General features: G+C 74.5%; 18 protein-coding genes. 9 read left to right on the top strand and 9 right to left on the bottom strand.

Translation table 11 applies throughout. The annotated features are described in order from the left end of the window. The first annotated feature begins 10 nt into the window (after positions 1-10). Positions 11-457, top strand: a complete 447-nt coding sequence (locus VM636_RS01605; RefSeq protein WP_030418902.1) for a hypothetical protein — start codon at positions 11-13, stop codon at positions 455-457. An 86-nt stretch (positions 458-543) separates the two neighbouring features. Here the strand turns inward: VM636_RS01605 and VM636_RS01600 are convergent, their stop codons facing one another. Beyond that, on the bottom strand, positions 544-3474 hold the full coding sequence (locus VM636_RS01600) for a BTAD domain-containing putative transcriptional regulator (protein WP_338482993.1): 2931 nt from the start codon (positions 3472-3474) through the stop codon (positions 544-546). Between the two features lie 219 nt (positions 3475-3693). Here VM636_RS01600 and VM636_RS01595 point away from each other — a divergent pair, with 219 nt between their 5' ends. Further along, on the top strand, positions 3694-4047 hold the full coding sequence (locus VM636_RS01595; RefSeq protein WP_053912797.1) for a zinc ribbon domain-containing protein YjdM: 354 nt from the start codon (positions 3694-3696) through the stop codon (positions 4045-4047). Positions 4048-4189: 142 nt separating this feature from the next. Here VM636_RS01595 and VM636_RS01590 read toward each other — a convergent pair whose 3' ends face one another. The 6 genes from VM636_RS01590 to VM636_RS01565 form a co-directional block, all read right to left on the bottom strand. Continuing rightward, complete coding sequence (locus VM636_RS01590) at positions 4190-5266, bottom strand: acyl-CoA desaturase (protein WP_053912796.1); 1077 nt, start codon at positions 5264-5266, stop codon at positions 4190-4192. A 419-nt stretch (positions 5267-5685) separates the two neighbouring features. Beyond that, on the bottom strand, positions 5686-6078 hold the full coding sequence (locus tag VM636_RS01585; protein ID WP_030418906.1) for a hypothetical protein: 393 nt from the start codon (positions 6076-6078) through the stop codon (positions 5686-5688). A 287-nt stretch (positions 6079-6365) separates the two neighbouring features. Beyond that, entirely contained in the window at positions 6366-6881 is a 516-nt protein-coding gene (locus tag VM636_RS01580) for an Ig-like domain-containing protein (protein WP_078855754.1), read from the bottom strand. 199 nt (positions 6882-7080) lie between these two features. After that, the gene (locus VM636_RS01575) at positions 7081-8097 is read right to left on the bottom strand and encodes an IPT/TIG domain-containing protein (protein WP_338482990.1); all 1017 of its coding nucleotides are present in this window, start codon (positions 8095-8097) and stop codon (positions 7081-7083) included. A gap of 199 nt (positions 8098-8296) precedes the next feature. After that, entirely contained in the window at positions 8297-9043 is a 747-nt protein-coding gene (locus VM636_RS01570) for an IPT/TIG domain-containing protein (RefSeq protein WP_030418909.1), read from the bottom strand. A gap of 728 nt (positions 9044-9771) precedes the next feature. Continuing rightward, a complete protein-coding gene (locus VM636_RS01565; protein ID WP_338482989.1) occupies positions 9772-10569 on the bottom strand; it encodes a sulfite exporter TauE/SafE family protein in 798 nt (265 codons plus the stop codon). A gap of 86 nt (positions 10570-10655) precedes the next feature. Between VM636_RS01565 and VM636_RS01560 the strand changes: the two genes are divergently transcribed. Next, positions 10656-11423, top strand: coding sequence for a helix-turn-helix transcriptional regulator (locus VM636_RS01560; protein WP_053912795.1), 768 nt, complete (start codon positions 10656-10658; stop codon positions 11421-11423). Here VM636_RS01560 and VM636_RS01555 read toward each other — a convergent pair. Continuing rightward, positions 11371-11952, bottom strand: a complete 582-nt coding sequence (locus VM636_RS01555) for a hypothetical protein (RefSeq protein ID WP_234340360.1) — start codon at positions 11950-11952, stop codon at positions 11371-11373. The genes VM636_RS01560 and VM636_RS01555 overlap by 53 nt on opposite strands. A 236-nt stretch (positions 11953-12188) precedes the next feature. Between VM636_RS01555 and VM636_RS01550 the strand changes: the two genes are divergently transcribed. The 6 genes from VM636_RS01550 to efeU all read left to right on the top strand — a co-directional run bounded on the left by VM636_RS01550 (position 12189) and on the right by efeU (position 18319). Then, positions 12189-12572: a BlaI/MecI/CopY family transcriptional regulator gene (locus tag VM636_RS01550; protein WP_030418913.1), complete on the top strand. Its 384-nt coding sequence runs from the start codon at positions 12189-12191 to the stop codon at positions 12570-12572. Next, complete coding sequence (locus tag VM636_RS01545) at positions 12569-13531, top strand: M48 family metalloprotease (RefSeq protein ID WP_030418914.1); 963 nt, start codon at positions 12569-12571, stop codon at positions 13529-13531. Before VM636_RS01550 ends, VM636_RS01545 begins: the two co-directional genes overlap by 4 nt. Positions 13532-13895: 364 nt before the next feature. Further along, positions 13896-14777 (top strand): GNAT family N-acetyltransferase, encoded by an 882-nt coding sequence (locus VM636_RS01540; protein WP_053912794.1) that lies wholly within the window; start codon positions 13896-13898, stop codon positions 14775-14777. Between the two features lie 260 nt (positions 14778-15037). Next, positions 15038-16156, top strand: a complete 1119-nt coding sequence (gene efeO, locus VM636_RS01535; RefSeq protein ID WP_234312523.1) for an iron uptake system protein EfeO — start codon at positions 15038-15040, stop codon at positions 16154-16156. 29 nt (positions 16157-16185) lie between these two features. Then, positions 16186-17421, top strand: a complete 1236-nt coding sequence (gene efeB / locus VM636_RS01530; protein ID WP_053912793.1) for an iron uptake transporter deferrochelatase/peroxidase subunit — start codon at positions 16186-16188, stop codon at positions 17419-17421. A 49-nt stretch (positions 17422-17470) separates the two neighbouring features. Next, positions 17471-18319 carry an iron uptake transporter permease EfeU gene (gene efeU, locus VM636_RS01525; RefSeq protein WP_051821216.1) on the top strand — a complete coding sequence of 283 codons (849 nt, stop codon included), beginning with the start codon at positions 17471-17473 and terminating at the stop codon, positions 18317-18319. Between the two features lie 100 nt (positions 18320-18419). Here the strand turns inward: efeU and VM636_RS01520 are convergent, their stop codons facing one another. Further along, a complete protein-coding gene (locus VM636_RS01520) occupies positions 18420-20384 on the bottom strand; it encodes a serine/threonine-protein kinase (protein WP_030418919.1) in 1965 nt (654 codons plus the stop codon). Positions 20385-20473: the final 89 nt, after the last annotated feature.

Genomic DNA, 20473 nt, shown 5'->3' with positions numbered 1-20473 from the left:
CAAGGTGAACATGAAGCTCCGTACGTATGCCGCCGCCACGGCCGCCGCTGCCGCCGCGCTGGCCGTCGTGACCGCCACTCCGGCCCAGGCCCTGTCCGTCACCGGTGACTACCAGCAGCACAAGAACAAGCTCAGCGGGTACGTGCACGTCAAGATCGACGGGAAGAAGGCCGGTACGGTCACGTGGAACGCCGACCCGGGGGACTGGGGCGTGAACTCCCTCGGCGACTCCCTGTACGTCAGGGACTCGCGGTCCGACGGGTACGCCATCCAGGGCGAGGCCATCGTCCTGTCGACGGGCGAGGGGATCAACGTCTCCACCTCCGGCAGGACCGCGCCCGTCGAGGTGCGCAAGACGAGGAACCTGCCCGAGGGAACGAAGATCCGCTTCCGCGGCTGCGTGGTGAAGAAGGGCGTCAAGTACGGCTGCACGGCCCTCTACGACGGGAAGGCGTGAGCGCGGCGCCGCCGGCTTCCTCCCCGCCGGCGGCGGCCTCGGCCGCCACCGGCGGGGGCAGCCGCCGTCGGCGGGGCAGACCGCCGTCAGTCGGACACCGCCTCGCCCCCGGCCCTGCTGTCGACCTCCAGGTCCACGCGCTCACGGGAGTTGAGGCTCTCCATCAGCTCCCGTGACCGTTCCTTCGCCGCCCGGCCCGGCGCGTCCCGGCCCAGCCCGTGCAGCGCGTCCCCGAGCATCGAATGCAGCCGGGCGACCTCCAGCACGTTGACCGACGCCTCGGCCGCGTGCTCCAGGCCCTGCTCGGCCCACCGCACCGTGGCCTCGAAGTCGCCGGTGGCCAGGCCGAGTTCCGCCAGCCCGGCGAGTGCCGACAGCCGGTAGTAGGCCGTCGACGCACCGCCCGAGACGGTCTTGGCCTCCATGGCGGACAACGACTCCACGGCCGAGGTCAGGGCCCGCTCGGCGGCCGCGAAATCGCCGATGTGCAGGTAGCAGTGGCCCAGGTTGTTGAGCAGCGAGCAGAGCGAGCCGCTCGGCCCACGGTCGCGGCGGGCGGCGATGACCGCCTCGGACACCTCGATCGCCTCGGTGATCCGGCCCAGGGACACCAGACACGGCGCCAGGTTCGCCTGCGGGACCAGGGACTCCGTGACCGCCCCCACCGTCAGGAAGAGCCGCTGCCCCTCGCGGAGCCGGGCGACCGCCGTCTCCCACTCTCCGCGCTGGCCCGCCACCTTGCCGAGCTGGGCGCAGACCACCGCGCGGGCGTAGCCGTCGTCCAGCCGCTCACCGACCCGCTGTGCGGTGCCCAACAGGCGCTCCTGAGCACGCCAGTTGTGCGAGACGGTGAGGTAACGCTCCAGCGCCCGGCAGGACTCCACGGCGAAGGTGGAGAGCGCGGCGCGGCCGTTCGCGGTGTCCGGCAGCCCCTCGCCGTCGTCGTACTCCGGCGCGGCGAGCTGCTCGGCCAGCGCGATCACGTCGCCGAGACTGCGCTCCGCCCACGCCAGCGCCTCCCGCGTACCCGAGAACGTCATGCCCGCGGCGAACCGCGCGGCGGTCCGCCGGTGGAACTCCTCGTACTCGCCCTCCTCGACCAGGACCCGGTTGACGCCGTGCAGGGTGCCCAGATACCAGCAGGCCAGCCGCACCAGCGCCGCCCGCTGCACCGGCTCGGGCAACCGGGCCGCCTGCCACACCGCGGCGGCCCGCAGCAGATCGTGCAGGGTGTACGCGCCGCGCCGCGGACTCGTCACCAACTGCGCGTCCACCAGCCGCTCCAGGGCCGCCGCCGCCCGGTCCTCCGCCGCCCCGGTGAGCGCGGCCAGGGACTCCGGCCCGTAGCCGGCGGCGGCCGAGATCCCGAGGTAGGGGAACCATCGCGCCGCGTCCCGGTCCGCCGTGCTCCCGCTGCGCGCGAGCTGCTCGATGCCGGCCATCAGACCGGCCCGCAGGTCGAGGTCGGCGACGGCCAGTTCGTCCATGCGCCCGCGCTCGTCCCGCAGCGCGGCGATCCAGTCCCGCAGCGCCCAGTCCGGCCGGGCCGCCATCCGGGTGGCGATGATGCGCAGGGCCAGCGGCAGGTGCCCGCACAGCCGGACCAGCTCCTCCCACTCACCGGGGGCCGCCGGCTCGGGCGCGCCCACACAGACCGTGCGGACCAGGGCGACGGCCTCCTCCGGGGCCAGCACGTCCAGGTGCAGGTGGCGGGCTCCGTCCACCCCCAGCAGCGGGGCACGGCTGGTCACGATCGCGGCCGAACCCGGCGCGTCGGGCAGCAGCGGGGCCGCCTGCTCCGCGGTCAACGCGTTGTCCAGCACGACCAGGATCCGCCGGCCGCGCAGCCGCCGCCGGTAGAGCGGTACCGCGGCGGCGGCGTCGGCCGGCAGCAGCTCGTGGGCGACGCCGAGGTCGGCCAGGAGCGCGCGCAGCGCGTCGACCGTGTCCAGCGGCGGGCGGCGCGGATCGGCGCCGCACAGATCGACGTAGAGGAGCCCGTCCGGGAACCGGTCCGCGGCGGCCGACGCGGCCCGCACCGTCAGGCTGGACTTGCCGACGCCCCCGGGGCCGTCGATCAGACAGCGCGCGGGGCCCACGTCGACGTCCCGCAGGCAGTCGAGCAGCGTGGCCACTTCGTCCCGGCGGCCGACGAAGGTGCTGTGGGCGGCGGGGAACGAGGGGCTGCGCGCCGGCGTCCCGGGCGGCGTGGCCGGCGTGGTCGGCGCGGTGGGCACACCGGCGTCGGGCGACGCGGCGGCCTGCGGCGGGGCGGGCGCGGCGGCCTCCGGGGAGCCCCGCAGGATCGCCCGGTGCAGGTGCCGAAGCGGGCCGCCGGGCTCGACGCCCAGCTCCTCGACCAGTGTGTCCCGCAGCGACCGGTACGCGTCGAGCGCCTCGGCCGTGCGGCCGCAGCGGTGCAGCGCGAGCATCAACTGCCCCGCCAGGTGCTCCCTGAGCGGATGCGCGCGGGCGGCCTCGGCGATCTCGCCGACGGCCTCGGCGTGCCGCCCGCGGTCCAGCAAGAGCCGGAAGCGTTCCTCGGCGGCGGTCAGCAGCAGGTCCTCCAGGCCGGCCCGCGGCCCGGCGAGGGCGGGCAGGTCCTCCAGACCGGACAGCGGTGTGCCGCGCCGCAGCCCGACCGCCTCGTCCAGCAGACCGGTCGCGCCGTCCGGGTCCGTACCGTCGAGGGCCCGCGCCCGGCGGAGCAGCTCCCGCAGCCTGCCGACGTCGGTGCCGGTGTCGTCCAGCAGCAGCCGGTACCCCTCCGGGCCGGTGCGCACACTGCCCGGGGGCAGCGCCTTGCGCAGGCGCATCACATACGTACGGACGCTCGCGCGAGCCGTGGGCGGCGCCTCACCGCCCCACAGCCGGTCGGCCAGGACGTCCGCGGGGACGCCACGCCCCGGTGTGAGCGCGAGCAGCGCCAGGAGGGACCGGAGCCGGGGCGTGCTCAGTTCGATCGGGGTGCCGTCGCCGGAAAGGACTTCCAGCGGCCCCAGCAGCCGGACGTACAAGCGGTCCTCCCGCCTCCGGCGTGGCAACGGGGCGCGGCCGGACCTCGGTTGTCGGACAGGTCGGTCGCCAGCATCATGACACCCGCCCGGCCCCGGCCCAACCCGGGGACGGCCCGGCGGCGCGCGGCGGGCCCGGCGGGAGCCCGGCGGTGGTGACCTGCGGGAAGGTCAGCGCTCGCGGGTTCGCCGACCGCACCGGTGTCTGGATACGCTCACGACGTGATGGAGAACCTTCCCCCCTGTCCCGAGTGTGCCTGTGAGTACACCTACGAGATGAATTCCCTTGCGGTGTGCCCGGAATGCGCACACGAGTGGAACCCGGAGAGCGCCACGGAGGACGCGGGCACCGCGGAGCGCGTCGTGAAGGACGCCGTCGGCAACGTACTGCGGGACGGCGACACCGTGGTCGTCGTCAAGACGCTCAAGGTGAAGGGCAGCCCGTCGGGCATCAAGGCGGGTACCAAGGTGCGCAACATCCGGCTGATCGACGCCGTCGACGGCCACGACATCGACTGCCGGGTCGAGGGCTTCGGAGCGATGCAGCTCAAGTCCGGCGTCGTGAAGAAGGGCTGAGGAACGGCGTACCGCGCACGGTGCCGCGAGGGGTGTCCGCGGCCGGAGCGTGCCCCGCCCGCCGGGGGCACGCACGCACCGGCCGCCGGAACCCGGTCTCCGCCGGGGCCCGGGGCGGCCGGCTCCGGCGCGTGTCCCGCCGTCACGCCGCCCCGCGCCGGCTCCTGAGGGGCTCGCCCACGCGGTGCAGGTGGGTGAGGGCCTCGCGGTAGGACCGGATCAGGCCCGTCTCGTGGTAGGGCACGCCGGTCTCCGCGCAGTACGCGCGGACGAGGACCTGGGCCCGCCGCAGGTGAGGGGTGGGCATGCTCGGGAACAGGTGGTGCTCGATCTGGTAGTTGAGCCCGCCGAGCAGGACGTCGGTGAGCGGGCCGCCCCGCACGTTGCGGGAGGTGAGCACCTGGCGGCGCAGGAAGTCCGGGCGGTCGTCGCCGGTGAGGGTGGGCATGCCCTTGTGGTTCGGGGCGAACGTGCAGCCGAGGTACACGCCGAACAGGCACTGGTGCACGGCGAGGAACGCCACGGCCTTGCCGGGGGAGAGCACCAGGAAGAGCGCGGACACGTAGACCGCCAGGTGCAGGAAGAGCAGGGCGCCCTCCAGCAGGCGGTGCCTCAGCGTCGGCGAGCGCAGCGCCCGCACGCTCGCCACGTGCAGGTTGAAGCCCTCCAGTGTCAGCAGCGGGAAGAACAGGAACGCCTGGTGGCGGCCGACGAACCGGGCCACGCCCGTGCTGGCGCGGGCCTGGTCGGTGGACCACACCAGGATGTCCGGGGCGACGTCGGGGTCGAGTTCCTCGTGGTTGGGGTTGGCGTGGTGGCGGGTGTGCTTGTTCATCCACCAGCCGTAGCTCATGCCGATGCCGAGGTTGCCGAAGAGCCGTCCCCAGAACGCGCTCGCGCGGCGGGTGCGGAACACCTGGCGGTGCGCCAGGTCGTGGGCCACGAGGGCGACCTGGCCGGACATCAGGGCCATGAACGCGGCGATCGCCACCTGCCACCAGGAGTCGCCGAGGACGGCGAAGGCCGCCCAGCCCGCCGCCGTCAGGCCGGTCACCAGACCGAGGCGCACCGCGTAGTACCCGGGGCGCCGGCGCAGGAGACCCGCCTCGGTGACGCGCCGCGACAGCCGGGCGAAGTCGCTGCCGGCGTCCGGGCGGGATCTGCTGGGGCGCACGGCGGCCGGGGTGGTCGTGACCGTGGCGTCGGGGGAGAGCGTCATGCGGAAGAGTCTGGCGAGGGCGGGCCCCGCGTCACCAGCCTGTCAGCCGGAGACCGCGCGGGGGGCCGGACCCCCTCCGCCCCAGGGGGATAACCCCACCCCGGCGCCCCGCTGAACAGGGTATTCGCCTGTTCGTCCGCCGGTCCCCCCGACGGACCGAAGGCCCCGCACGCCGTCCACCAGGAGACCGGCGAGAAGGTGGTCCCCCTGCCCCTGCCGGAGCCCACCGACGAAACGTCGGGCGTGGTCGCCGGAGAGTTACCGCGCGCCGCCCCCGCGGTCGGGAGGTCGCGGGGGCGGCGCCCGCCGGCCCGCCGGGGGAGCGGCGGCCCGTACTACGGGAACCGTGGGGCGGTGGGCCCGGCCGGGCGCGGGCACGGTGTCAGCCGCCCGCGCCCCGGGCCGCTGCCGCCGCCCGGTCAGTGCCCGTGCGGGCGCAGCCACTGCGGCCGGTGGACGGCGGGCCGGCGGTGCCCGGCCGGTTCGCCCGCGGTGCTCCCGCCCCGTTCGTCGAGGCGGTCGGCCATCGCGTCCCGCTCCGCCGTGGCCTGCCGCGCGGTCTCACGGTGCCGGCGGTTCCGCTTGCTGCGGTGACGCGCCATCGCCATTCCGGCGAGGAGCATCCACATGCCCAGGCCGAAGATCAGCGTCAGGGCGATACCGCCGAGAAACGCTCCGAGCGTGTTGATCGTGAACGGATCGCTTCCGAGCAGGGTCACGGTGTAGTCCGGACCCCCGGACAGGTTGTACGCGATCAGCAGGCCTGCGAAGGCGGCGGCGCACGCCATGAGCAGGAGACCCAGCACCAGCATGGTTCTCACCTCGTTGCACGGGGATGTCCTCCACTCGAGTCACCACCGGCGCCCGGGCAAAACGCGGCTCCGGGCGCGGGCTGCGCGTCACCGCAGCGCCGGAAGCCGCTGCCTGGTGCATGTCGGACACGGCCGGCGGGGCTGTCTTCCGCGGTTTGCCTGCCTCGCGGCCTCTGGCCGACCTGGGCGTACGTCGGCAGCGGGCCTCGTCGAGGACGGCCCCGCCCTCACCCGTCCTCGCGAGGCCGCGCGTGCCGCCGCCCTCGCCGGAACGCGGGCTCAGGAGATCAACGCCGGTGCCAGCCGTTCTGGAGGGAGTAGGTGTGGGTGGACGTGTTGACGTTGGTGGTGATGTCGCCGACGTTGATGAATCCGCCGCAGACCAGGAAGCAGAGGCCGGGCGACGGGGTCGGGGGCGCGGGCGGGGTGGGAGCCGCCGTGACCTGGACGGTGGTGGTGTCGTTGGAGGCGTCGCAGTCGGTGTTGCCGTTGTAGGCGGCGGTGATGGTATGGGAGCCGGTCGTGGTGAAGGTGGCCGTGTAGGCGGCCTGGCCGTTGGCGTTCACCGGCACGGTGTCCAGCAGGTCGCCGCCGTCGAAGAACGTGACGCCGAGGCCGCCGGTGGGGTCGGCGGGGCAGTCGACGGTGGCCTGGAGCTGGACCGGGGTGTTCACCTCGGCGGACGGGGGAGTGGCCGTCACCGTGGTGCTCGACGCCACGGCCCAGGCGGGCGAGGCCAGTCCCAGTGCGGCGGCCAGTGCGGCGGCGACGGCCCATCTCGCCCTGCGGGGTGTGATGTTCATCTGTTCGGCTCCTTGTCTCTCACCGGGCCCGCGGGGCGCGGGCGCCGTGGAGCTTCACGCTAGGCCGGGTCCCCGGCCCCTCCAGGGACGCTGCGCCCAGAAGTAACCTGCCTGGATCAGCGGCCCGAAAGGCCGTCGGCCGACCGAGTGGGAGTGCCCTACGGGTGCCGTACGGGCGGTGCGCGCGTCGTCGGCGGGGTCAGATGCCGGGAGCCGCGACCCGGGTGTAGGCCGGCCCGGTGCCCGTGCCGCCCGCGGTGGTGACGGCCACCGTGACCGGTCCGGCGGGACCCGCGGGGGCGACCGCGGTGAGCTGCGTGTCGGACACGACGGTGAAGGAGACGGGCGTTCCGCCGAAGGTGACGGCCGAGGTGGTGGCCAGGTGGGTGCCGGTGAGGGTGACCACCGTCCCCCCGGCCGTCGGACCGGAGGCGGGTACGAGCGCCGTCAGGGTGGGCGCGGCGACGTAGGCGAAGGCGACCGGGTTGCTCGTGCCGCCCGGGGTGACGACCGTGACCGGCGGACTGCCCGTGCCCGGTGGGGAGGTGGCGGTGATCCGGGTCGCCGACACCACGGTGAAGGAGGCGGCGTCGGTGGAGCCGAACCGGACGGCGGTGGCGTTGAGCAGGTCGCTCCCGGTCAGGGTGACCACCGTGCCGCCCGCCGTCGGGCCCTGGGCCGGGGCGACGGCGGTGAGCACGGGGGGCGCGGCGTAGAAGAAGTAGGTGTCGGGGGCGCTGGTGCCGCCCGGCGTCGTGACGCTCACCACGGCGGCCCCGGCGGTGCCGGCGGGTGTCACGGCGGTGATCTGGGTGGCGGAGCCGACCAGGTACGACGTCGCCGGTACTCCGCCGAAGGAGACCGCCGTGGCACCGGTGAACCCGGTGCCGGTCAGGGTGACGCCGGTGCCCCCCGCCGTCGGCCCGCCGGCGGGCGTCACCCCCGTGACCACCGGCACCTGTGCCACGACGTAGGTGAAGGTGACCGAGTTGCTGTTGCCGGTGGGGTGGATGACCGTCACCGCTGCCGCGCCCGCGGCGCGGGGCGGGCTCACGGCGGTGATCTGGGTGGCCGAGTTGACGGTGAAGGAGGTCGCGTTGGTGCTGCCGAACCGTACGCCGGTGGACCCCGTCATCCCGGTGCCGGTCAGGGTGACGGGGGTGCCTCCGGTGGTGGGCCCCTGCGTGGGCGTGATGCTGGTGATCGTGGGCGGCATGAGGATGCTCCTAGGGCAGCCTGGGCGAGGCCCGCCCCGTCACCGGTGCCGGCCGGGCCGGGGGAGCACCGCGGCCGAGGGACGTCCGACGGCCGCGGACCAGGCGGCCGGGCCGGGGCGGAGCGGGAACCGTCGCTCGAAGGGCGGTGGCCGGGGCAGGACTGCCGCCCGGCGCGAACCGGGCGGCAGGAGGTGCGGATCAGATGCCGGGAGCGGCGACGTAGGTGAAGGCGTCGGCGGCCGTGTCGGAGCCGGCCGCGTTGGTCACCACCACGTCGACCGCGCCGGCGGCGCCGGGCGGGGTCACCGCCGAGAGCGTGGTCGTGTTCACCACGGAGAACGGTGCCGGGGCGCCGTCGAAGGTGACCGAGTCGGTGGTGTCGAGGTTGGTGCCGGTGATGGTCACCCCGGTCCCGCCGGACGTCGGCCCCGAGGTGGGGTTGACGGAGGTGATCGTGGGGGCGTCCACGTAGGTGTAGGACAGGCCGTTGTTGGTGCCGCCCGCGGTGGTCACGCTCACCCCGACCGGGCCGGCCGCCACGCCCGCGGGGACGGTGACGGTGAGCCGGGTGTCGGAGACGACCGTGGGTGTGGCGGTGTTGGCGCCGAAGGACACGCTGGAGGCCGTCGCCAGCCCGACGCCGTTGACGGTGACCGTGTTGCCGCCGGCCAGCGGTCCGGAGGTGGGGCCGAGGGAGGACTTGAACGGGGCCCCGACGTAGAAGAACGGGACCGGGTTGCTCGTACCGCCCGCGGTGGTCACGGTCACTCCGACGGTGCCGGTGCCCGAGGGGGACACGGCGGTGACCTGGGTCGGGGAGACGTTCGTGACGTTACTGGCCGGCTTGGTGCCGAAGGTGACGGCGGTCGTGCCGGTCAGGTTGGTTCCGGTGATGGTCACCAGGGTGCCACCGCCGGTGGAACCCTGGTTCGGAGAGAGGGGCATGAGGGAACTCCTCGCTGAGGGAGGGAACGGGGACACGGCGGAACCGGGAAACGGCCGGGCAACCTCCGGAGGAGGGCTCTCACGGGGGAGGGGCGACACGACCGCGGTGCGCGCCGAGGGAGTTCGCTCACGCGCACAGAAGGAAAACCGGCAGACGCCGCCCTTACCGTGATCCCCGGTCGTGGGATGGGCGGCCCGCCGGTTCGCTTTCTCAAGTAGCCCACAAAGTGGAGATCCTGACAAGACGTTCCTCACCATCTCCGGGGGCAAGGTGTGCGTGGTGGTGACCGCGTACCACCGGCGCGCGCTCGCGGTGTCCCCGGGCTCGGCGACCGACCCGCCCGTGCCATGGGCGACACGGGCCCGGCAACGAACCGGCCGGTGTCACGAGTGACACCGGCCGGCCATCCAACCCCGTCGGAGATGCCCATCGTGAGAGCGGCCGACCCGCGCCCTCCCCACGTGTGAAGGGCACCGGACCGCGCCGCAACCACGCTCCCCGGTCGGAACGGGCTGCCCGTCGATTGGATGGGTCCAGTAACTCAGGGCCGTCGCGCCCGCCTCAAGACCCGCCCTTCCGGGTCACCTGAACGAGGGAGCGCGTGGTGGTGAATGCGGCTCACGCCGACGGCGCGTGACAGCGAGGAGTCGCCAACTGTGAAGATCTCCCACGCTGTTCGACCGATGACTGTTCGCCTGGTCGGCGGCGGCCGGGGGACACGCTTTCGTCACCGCGCCGGCAGCATCGCCAGGATGATGACCGCGAGCAGCGCCGCGTAGGCCCAGGCGTGGGTACGGTCGGTGATCCGCGGCGGCCGGCGGCGCAGTACGGCGATCACGGGCAGTGCGCCGATCAGCAGGAGGGCTGCCGCGCGCAGGTCGACGGTGCCGACCAGGTGCGCCGGGAGGCGCGCGGTGGCGGGAGCCACGGCACCGGCCAGCGAGACCACGGTGGCCGGCAGCGCGATCGCCAGGGTGAGCGGATTGGCCAGGACGGTCGCCACCCGCATGGTGTGCCCGGCCCGTCGCATCGCCGGCACCGTCAGCACGCTGCCGCCCACACCGAGGAACGCGGCCACCACGCCGATCGGCGCCCCCACCCAGGCCCGCAGCGGCTCCGGCCCGCCCGTCGTCTCCTCGGCGCGGGCGCGCAGGAACCCCGGGCGCAGCAGCAGGTCGGCGAGGGTGACGGCGACGTACACGACGAACGCCCACCGGACCGGCCCCGAGGGGGCGCGCAGGGCGGCGAACGCGCCGGCCGAGGCACCGGCGGCCAGCAGCAGGACCAGCCCGCCGCTGCCCCGCAGCCGGTCGAGGAGGTGGCGAGGGGTGACGGCGGTGGCGAAGCCGGCGTTCACCACCATGACCACGGCCGAGGTGGCCGTCGCCACCCGCACGGCGTCCGGGCCGAGGCCGGCGTCCACCCACAGGACGACCGGGACGGTCACGAACCCTCCGCCGAAACCGAAGAGCACCGTGGTGACTCCGGTCAGGACGCCGATACCGAGCAACAGTGCGAGATCCACGGAGTCCACCCCACCAGCCGCGCGCCCCTTCCCGCATGCGATGCTCGGCGTCATTCCTTCGCGTCTCGGCCCCTAGCATGCGAGGGGTGAAGAACGTCCCCCTCGCCGACGTGGACCACGTGGACCGCGCCGTCCTGCCGATCGGCACCGACTACGCGCCCGGTCAGCTCCTGGACTGGCACGAGCACCGGCGCGCGCAGTTCCTCTACGGCGCCACCGGCGTCATGGTCGTCGACACCGCCGACGGCTCGTGGACGGTCCCGCCCGAGCGCGCGCTCCTGATCCCGGCCGCGACCCGGCACCGCGTGCGGATGCTCCAGGTGAGCACCCGGAGCCTCTACATCGAGCCGAGCACCGTGCCGTGGTGGCCGGCCGCCTGCACGGTCGTGGACGTCCCCCCACTGCTGCGCGAACTGCTGCTGGCCGCCGTCGAGTTCGAGCCCCGGTACGATCTGTCCGGGCGGGCCGGACACATCGCGGCGCTGCTGCTGCACGAGATCGCCGCGCTCTCGCCGCTGTCGTTCCACATCGGGCTGCCGGCCTCCGACGACCTCGCGGCGCTGTGCCGCGCCTACCTGGAGGCTCCCGACGTCACGGTCACCAACGCCGACTGGGCCGCGCGGACGGCCCTGAGCGAACGCGCCTTCACCCGGCGCTTCCGCCGGGAGACGGGGCAGAGCCCGGCCGGCTGGCGGGCGCGGGCCCGGCTGCTGGCTGCCGTCCCCCTGCTGCGGGCGGCCTCCGTCACCGAGGTCTCCGGCCGACTGCGTTACGCCTCGCCCGCCGCGTTCACCGCCGCCTTCACCCGTGCCTTCGGGGTTCCGCCGAGCCGGTTCCGGCCCGGCCCGCGCTGACGCCGCCGCCCACGAGCCCCGCGCAGCAGTGTTCGGGCGGGCGTGTGGCGTGTTCCCAGAGGTCGAGTCCCGCCCGCAGGAGCGCGCGGACGGCCGCCGTCTCCCGCGCGGTCCAGGCTCCCTCGCCGGCCGCCGGATCGAGGGCGCCGCCGCCGAAGACCTTCTCGTACGCGCTGTCGTGGACCGGGCCCTGGGCGGGCAGGCGCGGGCCGGTGCGCAGGCTGCGGGCGAGGTCCTCGAAGAAGTTCCACGCGTCCAGCAGCAGCCCCGGGGAGACCGGCCCGAGGCCCGGCTGCTCCAGGACCCACAGCCGCACGTCGACCAGATCGAGGGTGGCTTCGCCGTCCGGGACGAGCGTCCAGCCGTTGCGGTCACAGTGCTCGCGCAGGGGCGGGAGGTCCGCGAACGCGAGGAGCCTCCCGTCCTCGCCGACGGCGAGCGCGTCGGGCGCGTCGCCCTCGCCGCGCCGCCAGATCAGGGTCAGGTCCCCTCTCCTGCCGGCGATGCGGTACGGATGGTGGTCGGCCATGCGGGGTCTCCCTGATGTCGCGGCGGTCACTGCCGGCAGGGGCCATCCTGCCCGGAGCGACGGCGGGCGGGGCCACCCCCCTGGGCCCCCGGGGCCGCCCCCCTGAGCGACCCGGCGGGGTCGTCACGCCCGGCGGTACATTGGCCCTGCCATGGCAGCGCTCGCGGCAGGCCCGTTCCGGTGGCCGCGCCGGCTGCCCCGGGGCCGGCCCGGGGTGGCGGAGGACGGGAGGGGAAGTGTCCGAGAAGCATCGGCCCGAGAGGCGTCAGCACGGCGAACTGGTCGCGGACGTACTGGCGGTGCTCTGGCAGGCGGGCAAGCCGATGACCGCGCAGCAGGTCATCGCCGCGCTCGACACGGGGCTGGCCAGGACCACCATGGCCACCATCCTCGGCCGCCTGCACGAGAAGGGCACCCTGCGGCGGATGCCGGCGGGACGCGGATTCGCCTACGAGCCCGTGGCGGACGAGGCCGGGCTCGTCGCCGGCCGGATGCGCCGCGAACTGGAGAGCGAGCCCCGGCGGGAACTGGTGCTGAAGCGCTTCGTGTCGTCCCTGTCCGAGAGTGACGAGGAGACGCTGCGCCGCCTCCTCCAGGACATGGAAGACGGCTCCGCGTGACGTACGTGCTGGTCGCGGTCGTCCTGACCCTCGCCTTCCCGTGGGGCGGGGCGGCCGTCGCCGGGCGTCTCGCCGCGGCGCTGCCGCCGCGCGGGGCGTGCTGGGTCCTGACGGGCTCGGCCGTCCTGCTGGCCGGCGGGACCCTCTCCGCGCTGGTCGGCCTCTTCCACGTACCGTTCCTCGCCTCGCTGGAGCACCTGTCCCTGGCGCGGGTGCTGGACGCGTGGCCGGCCGCGGTGCCGCTCGCGTGCGCCGCCGGGGCGGTCCTGCTCGGACAACTGGTGCTGCTGGTGCGGCGCCGGCTCCGGCACCGTTGGCTGCTGAGGCGCGCGTGGCTGTCGGCGGAGGGCGGCACCGCGGAGGGCGACCTGGTGGTCGTCCCGGGACGGGACGTGGACGCCTTCGCGCTTCCCGGACGCCGGGGGCGCCCCGGCCGGGTCGTCGTGACCTCCGGGATGGTGCGGTCGCTGCGGGCGGGCGAGCGTGCCGTGCTCCTGGCGCACGAGCGGGCGCACCTGGCCGGGCGCCACCACCTGCTGTCGGCGGTGGGCGACCTCGCCGCCGTCGTCCACCCCGCGCTGCGCGGGCTGCGGGACGCGCTGGGCTTCCACCTGGAGCGGTGGGCGGACGAGGAGGCGGCCGTGGCCGTGGGCGACCGGCGGGTGGCCGCCGCGGCCCTCGCCCGCGCCGCGCTGGCGGGCGCGGCCCACGACCGCGTCGGCGGCTCTCCACTGCTGTCGGCGACGAGCGGGCCGGTGCCCCGGCGCGTCGAGGCGCTGCTCCGGCCGGAGCCCGCCGCGCCGCGCGGCGGGGCCCGGTGGGCCGCCGCCCTCGCCCTGGCGGGAACGGTGGTCCTCGCCGCGGCCGGTGCCCTCGCGCTGGCCTACGGACTGCACGAGTACGTGGAGTACGCGGCCCGCCGGCTCCTCGGCGCCCCGTCGGCAGGCTCGGGCTCCTGACCCGCGCGGCGCGCGGGACGTGCCAGGGCGGGGCCGGTCCCCGGTCCTGCCGAGAGCCCGCCCGAGTCCGACGAGGCACTCGGGCCGCGCTGCCCGGGGCCGAATTCCGTTGCCCCGGAGATGGGCGGCGGGCTAGGGTCTTTCGTCTGGATCAGGCCGGATCAGGGAGGGGGTCCGGTGCCGTGCATCGCAAGGCGGAGGAGGGCGGCAGGGCGGAGCCCTGGCAACCGACGACAACGCGGCGAGGTGCGGTGCAGGGCCCCGCGAGCCCGGCGTGATCCCAACGAAAGACCCTAGGTTTCCCCGGCCGTCCGCCGGAGACGAGCGCACGGGCCTTCTCCTCCTCCCGACGTACGGAGACACCTTGACGCCTCGCCTGACCGCACTGACCGACCCCGCTCCCGGCCCGCACGGCAGGCGTCTCGCCTGGCTGGCGTCCGATGCTGGCTCCGTGCCGCTCGGGACGGCCTTCCTGCGGCTGTTCACCGATCCGGACCGGGCACACCTGGCCGAGCTGGACCTGCACGTGCATCCCGCGGAACGACGCGGGGGCGTCGGTTCCCGGCTCCTCGCCGCCGCCGTGGCCGCCGCACGGGACGACGCCCGGCGCCGCCTCGTCGCGGGGGCCGAGGACGGGTCGCCCGGCGCCCGCTTCCTGACGGCCCGCGGCTTCCGTACGGTCCTGACCCTGCGGTTCTGCCGCCTGGCACTGGCCGAGGTGGACACCGCCGCACTCGCCGGGATCGTCGGGTGCCCGCATCCCGGCTACCGGCTGGAGTCGTGGGAGGGCACCGTGCCCGACGCCCTCGCCGCGACCTTCGCCGCCTCACGGCGTGCCATGGACGACATGCCCGCGGGCGACGCCGACCCCGCCAGGGTGGCCTGGGACGTGGACCGCGTACGGGCCGCGGCGAAGGCCGTGGCGGAGCGCGGCGACCTGCTGCACACGGTCGTCGCCGTCGACGTCCGCGACGGCGCGATCGCCGGGTTCACCGAACTCGTGATCCCGGGCGACGGCACGGGCGACGGCCGGCACTACGGCACCGGCGTGCTGCCCGAGCACCGCGGGCACGGCCTCGGCCGGTGGATGAAGGCCGAGTCGATCCGGCAGGCCCGAGGGCGCCATCCGGACCTCGGCGCCCTCCTGACCGACACCGCCGACGGCAACACGCACATGCGGCGGATCAACGACGGCCTCGGCTACCGGCCCACCCACACGAGCCACCAGTACCGGCTCGACCTCTGACCACCCGGGGCGCGAGGGCCGGGCGGGGCCGCGCCCGGCCCGTACCCGCGGTGCACGGCAAGCCTCCCGGGGCCGGGCCGGTGACCGCTGCCCCGCGCACGAGCGCCCCCGAGGGGTAAGGGTAGCCTTCCCTCTGTGTCTACATCTGCGTAGACTCCGCTGCGGCCGGGCGGGTGCGCCCGTGCCGTCGGCCCACCCGTGCGAAGCGAGGAACCATGTCCGTCAGACCCCGCCCCCTCCTCCTCGGTGCCGGCACCGCGATGGCCGTCGCCGTCACCCTGACGGGTTGCACGCAGAAGGCGGCGAGCGGCGACGGCGTGGTCACGGTGACCGCCACCGACACGCGGTGCACGGTCTCCGCCACCGAATTCCCCGCCGGGCACGTCACGTTCGCCCTGGAGAACAAGGGCTCCAAGGTCACCGAGGTGTACGTGCTCTTCCCCGACGACCGGATCGCCGCGGAGCGCGAGAACATCGGCCCCGGTACCAGGGCCTCCCTCGTCACCGAACTCAAGGCCGGTGACTACGAGATCGCGTGCAAGCCCGGGATGAGGGGCGACGGCATCCGCCAGGAGGTCCGGGCCACCGGCCGGAGCACGGCCACCCAGCGCAGCCCGGAGGCCGACGCCGCCGTCGCCGGATACCGCTCCTACGTCCTGGCGCAGGCCGAACAGACCCTGCCCCGGGCGAAGGCGTTCACCGACGCGGTGAAGGCCGGCGACATCGAGAAGGCGAAGAAGCTCTACGCCCCCTCCCGCATCGGCTGGGAACGCACCGAACCCGTCGCCGAGTCCTTCGGCGACATCGACCCCAAGGTCGACGTCCGCGAGGACGGTCTGGAGGACGGCCAGGACCCGGCCACGGACTGGACCGGCTGGCACCGCCTGGAGAAGGCCCTCTGGCAGGACGAGACGATCGGCGACCGGGAGAAGGAACTCGCCGACCGGCTGATGACCGACCTGGAAGACTGGGTGCGGCGCGTCGGCACCGCCGAGATCACCCCGACCTCGATGGCCAACGGTGCCAAGGAACTCCTCGACGAGGTCGCCTCCGGCAAGGTCACCGGCGAGGAGGAACGGTACTCCCACACCGACCTGGTCGACTTCAAGGCCAACCTCGAAGGCGCCCGGAAGTCCTACGACCTGCTCAAGCCGATCGCCGCGAAGAACGACCCCGCCCTCACCAGGGAACTCGACCGGCGGTTCGCCGAACTGACCGGCCAACTCGACACCCACCGCACGGACAAGGGCACGGACGAGAACGCGTACGAGTACGTCTCCTACGACAAGGTCCCCCAGCACCGGCGCAAGGAACTGTCCGACGGCGTCAACGCGCTGGCCGAGCCCCTGTCCCGGCTCGCCGCCGCCGTGGCGAAGTGAAGCGCGCGGGAAGACGAACGGGAACGGGCATGCAAGACAAGCAGTCACACCCCGCCTACTCGCGCCGCGCGGTGCTCGGCTGGGGCGGGGCCGGGCTCGCGCTCGGCGCCGCCACCGCCGGCGGCGCCGCGGCCGTGGCCGGCGGGCGGGGCACCGGCTCCGGCGACGGCGGTGCCGTCCCCTTCCACGGCCGGCACCAGGCCGGCATCGCCACCCCCGTACAGGACCGGCTGCACTTCGCCGCGTTCGACGTGAAGACGCGGGACCGCGCCGAACTGGCCGGGCTGCTCAAGGACTGGACCCGGGCCGCCGAGCGCATGACGGCGGGCCGCACCGTCGGCGACGGCGCCGACGGCGGCGTCCCCGAGGCGCCGCCCGACGACACCGGCGAGGCCCTCGGACTCCCGCCGTCCCGGCTGACCCTCACCGTCGGCTTCGGACCCTCCCTCTTCGACGACCGGTTCGGCCTGGCCGGCCGGCGGCCCGGCGCCCTCGTCGACCTGCCGAGGTTCCCCGGCGACAACCTCGACCCGGCGCGCAGCGGCGGCGACCTGTGCGTGCAGGCGTGCGCCGACGACCCGCAGGTCGCGGTGCACGCCATCCGCAACCTCGCCCGCATCGGCTTCGGCACCGTCGCGGTGCGCTGGTCCCAGCTCGGCTTCGGCAAGACCTCCTCCACCACGCCCGACGCGCACACCCCGCGCAACCTGTTCGGGTTCAAGGACGGCACCCGCAACGTCTCCGGCACCGACGACGCCGCCCTCGACCGGCACGTCTGGGCCACGGCCCGGGACGGGGCCGACTGGATGGACGGCGGCTCGTACCTGGTGGCGCGCCGCATCCGGATGCACATCGAGACCTGGGACCGCGCCCCGCTCCAGGAACAGGAGGACATCTTCGGCCGGGACAAGCGCGAGGGCGCCCCGGTCGGCAGGCCCCGCGAGCACGACGAGCCCTTCCTCAAGGCGATGAAGCCGAACGCGCACGTCCGGCTCGCGCACCCCGACTCCAACGACGGGGCGACCCTCCTGCGGCGCGGCTACTCCTTCACCGACGGCACCGACGGGCTCGGCCGCCTGGAGGCCGGCCTGTTCTTCCTCGCCTACCAGCGCGATCCGCGCACCGGGTTCCTCCCCGTCCAGACCCGGCTGGCGCGCTCCGACGCGCTCAACGAGTACATCCAGCACGTGGGTTCGGCACTCTTCGCCATCCCGCCGGGCGTCCGCGGCACGGACGACTGGTGGGGCCGGACGCTGTTCACGTGACGCACCGCGGCGCCCCGCCACCGTACCGACCGGAGAAAGGACCACCGGCGTGTTCGCCAACTACCTGATCGGGCTGCGCGAGGGACTGGAGGCGAGCCTCATCGTCTGCATCCTCGTCGCCTACCTCGTCAAGACCGGCAACCGGCACCGGCTGCCGCCCGTGTGGGCGGGTGTCGGCATCGCCGTCGCGCTCTCGCTCGCCTTCGGCGCCCTGTTGCAGTTCGGCTCGTCGACCCTCACCTTCCGGGCGCAGGAGATCCTGGGCGGCTCCCTGTCCGTCCTCGCCGTCGGCCTCGTGACGTGGATGGTCTTCTGGATGCGGCGCACCGCCCGCCACCTCACCAGCGAACTGCGCGGCAAGCTCGACGCGGCCCTCACGCTCGGCACCGGCGCGCTGGTGCTCACCTCGTTCCTCGCCGTGGGCCGTGAGGGACTGGAGACCTCGCTGTTCATCTGGACGGCGGTGCAGGCCGGCGGCGACGGGCTCCGGCCGCTCCTCGGGGCGCTGCTCGGGCTCGCCACCGCCGTGGTGCTGGGCCGGCTGTTCTACCAGGGCGCCGTGCGGATCAACCTCGCCGGGTTCTTCCGCTGGACGGGCGCCATGCTCGTGGTCGTCGCGGCCGGCGTCCTCGCGTACGGCGTCCACGACCTCCAGGAGGGCGACGTCCTGCCCGGCCTGCACACCCTCGCCTTCGACATCGGCGACACCGTCCCGCCGGACTCCTGGTACGGCACCCTGCTCAAGGGCGTCTTCAACTTCCAGCCCGATCCGACCGTCCTCCAGGTCGTCGTCTGGCTGCTCTACCTGGTCCCCGTGATGGCGTTCTTCCTCGCCCCCGAACGCCGCCGCCCCGCCGTCCCGGCGGGCCGGGCGGCGGACGAGGCGAGTACCGGCTGACCACCCGCCCGCCGGGCCGGCCACCGAGGCGACGGCCGGCCCCGGCGGTGCGCTTCGACGGCGCCCGGGGGAGCGGGCGCCGCGACGGGCCGGGGCGGGATCAGCAGGACGTGAGGTCCGGTTCCGGGCCGGAGTCGCCCATCAAGGGCTTGAGGTGGCGGGCGTAGACACCGGCCCAGCGCGAGGGCTGCCCGGAGGGCTTCGCCGTGATGGCGGCCAGGGCCGAGCACACCTTGCCGTGCAGCTCCCGGTCGCCGGCCTTCATCGCCACGCCGTAGCCCTCCGAACCCTTGAAGCTGTCCAGGGCCTTGGTCTTCTCGGAGTACTTGGCGGCGAGCCCGGCGACGATGACGTCGTCGGTCGCCACCGCGTACACGTTGGTGTCCGGGTCCAGCAACGCCTTGACGCAGTCGTCGTAGCCCGCCCGCAGCGTCATCTGGCCGCCGAGGCCCTGTTTCTCGATCCAGGGTTCGTAGACCGAGTTCCGGGCGGTGCAGATCTCGGCCCAGCTCGTCCGCTTCAGGTCGCTGAGGTCGTTGAACGGCCGGTTCTTGCGGACCAGCAGGCCCTTGAGCGCGGTGTAGTAGGGGCCGGCGAACCGCACCCCGTCCTCCTTCTCCCGCTGCTCGTTGATGCTGTACGAGGCCAGCACGAGGTGGACCCGGCCGGTGTCCAGGTAGCCGCTGCGGTTGTCGGAGTTGACCTCCACGAACGTGATCTGGTCGTCCTCGTACCCCATCTCCCGGCCGATCTCCTTGGCGAGGTCGACCTCGAAGCCCCGGTACGTGCCGTCGACCGCCACGCTCAGTCCGGGCTGGTCCCTCTTGACACCGATCCGCAGCTCACGGTCCCGGCCGCCGGCCGGGGCGCCGCCCTTCCTGTCCTCCGCCACGGTCCCCTCGCCCGCGCCGGCCGTGCCGGAGCCGCCGTTCACCTTCTCCCAGGTGAACCACGCCGCGCCCGCCAGCAGCGCCGTGCAGAGGACGGCCGCCGGCACCTTCCACCGGTCCCCGCGCCCGGCGGGTCTGCCCCGTCTCGCCTCGCCGGACGCCGGTCCGGCCGGGCCCTCCCCCTCGGCGTCGCCGGCCCCGCCCGCCGTGCCGGGCGCTCCGGACGTCGTCGGGGCCGGCTTCGGGACCGCTTTCGGGGCGGGCTTCGGGTCGGGCTTCGGGGCGGGGGAGACCGCGGCCGGGGTGTCCAGGGCCGCGTCGTCCGTGACGGCCTGCAGCATCCGGTCCGCCGCGGCGGCGTCGGGCCGTTCGGCCGGGTCCTTCCGCAGGAGCGCCTCGATCAGCGTGGTAAGCGGCCCCGCGTACTTCGGGGGCGGTGCCGGCGCCTCCCGCGCCGCGATGAAGATCTCGAAGCTCGTGGCCCCGTCGAAGGGACGCCGGCCCTCGACCATCTCGTACAGGGTGACCCCGAGCGCCCACAGGTCGGAGGCGGTGGACGCGGGACGCGGGTTGTCCGGGGTGTGGCTGAGCAGTTCCGGTGCCAGGTACTGCGGCGTGCCGATGATCTCGTGGGACCGGGTGACCTGCGTGGCGCCCTCGAAGGTGGCGATCCCGAAGTCCATGAGGAGCGCCCGCCCGTCCGGGCGGAACAGGATGTTGTGCGGCTTCACGTCACGGTGCAGGACCCCGGACTGGTGCACGGCGGCCAGCCCGCGCAGCACCTGGAGGCCGATCCGCGCCGCGTGCGGGACGGACAACTGGCGCTGCTCGCGCAACAGGTCCGCCAGGGAGCGGGAGTTGAGCAGCTCCATCACGATCCAGACCTGGTTGCCGTCCTCGATCACGTCGTGCACGGCGACCACGTTCTGGTGCCCGATCCGGGCGATGGCCTGCGCCTCGCGGCGTGCCCTCTGCACCCACTTCGCCTGGGCCTCCGGGTCCGCCGCCCCCGGGTACAGCAGCCCCTTCACCGCCACCTTCCGGTCCAGGCTCGTGTCGAGGGCCTCCCAGACGACGCCCATGCCGCCCCGCCCGAGGTGACGCTGCAACCGGTAACGGCCCGCGATCACCATGTCCGGCCCGTCGCCGTGGCCGCCCGCACCTTCGCTGCGCATGTGTCCCCCATACGTTTCCGATACGGAAAGCCACACTAGACGCACCCTCAGCCATACCGATGCCAGAGCGGACAGAGCGGTGACACCGG

This window comes from Streptomyces sp. SCSIO 75703, from assembly GCF_036607905.1.
Lineage (GTDB): Bacteria > Actinomycetota > Actinomycetes > Streptomycetales > Streptomycetaceae > Streptomyces.
This window is presented reverse-complemented; position numbering and strand designations above follow the sequence as displayed.

Coding starts and splice junctions, on each gene's coding strand:
- VM636_RS01575 (WP_338482990.1), bottom strand. CDS start 8,097: ATGCCGCCCACGATCACCAGCATCACGCCCACGCAGGGGCCCACCACC.
- VM636_RS01570 (WP_030418909.1), bottom strand. CDS start 9,043: ATGCCCCTCTCTCCGAACCAGGGTTCCACCGGCGGTGGCACCCTGGTG.
- VM636_RS01555 (WP_234340360.1), bottom strand. CDS start 11,952: ATGGCCGACCACCATCCGTACCGCATCGCCGGCAGGAGAGGGGACCTG.
- VM636_RS01590 (WP_053912796.1), bottom strand. CDS start 5,266: ATGACGCTCTCCCCCGACGCCACGGTCACGACCACCCCGGCCGCCGTG.
- VM636_RS01585 (WP_030418906.1), bottom strand. CDS start 6,078: ATGCTGGTGCTGGGTCTCCTGCTCATGGCGTGCGCCGCCGCCTTCGCA.
- VM636_RS01520 (WP_030418919.1), bottom strand. CDS start 20,384: ATGCGCAGCGAAGGTGCGGGCGGCCACGGCGACGGGCCGGACATGGTG.
- VM636_RS01605 (WP_030418902.1), top strand. CDS start 11: ATGAAGCTCCGTACGTATGCCGCCGCCACGGCCGCCGCTGCCGCCGCG.
- VM636_RS01580 (WP_078855754.1), bottom strand. CDS start 6,881: ATGAACATCACACCCCGCAGGGCGAGATGGGCCGTCGCCGCCGCACTG.
- efeO (WP_234312523.1), top strand. CDS start 15,038: ATGGCCGTCGCCGTCACCCTGACGGGTTGCACGCAGAAGGCGGCGAGC.
- efeB (WP_053912793.1), top strand. CDS start 16,186: ATGCAAGACAAGCAGTCACACCCCGCCTACTCGCGCCGCGCGGTGCTC.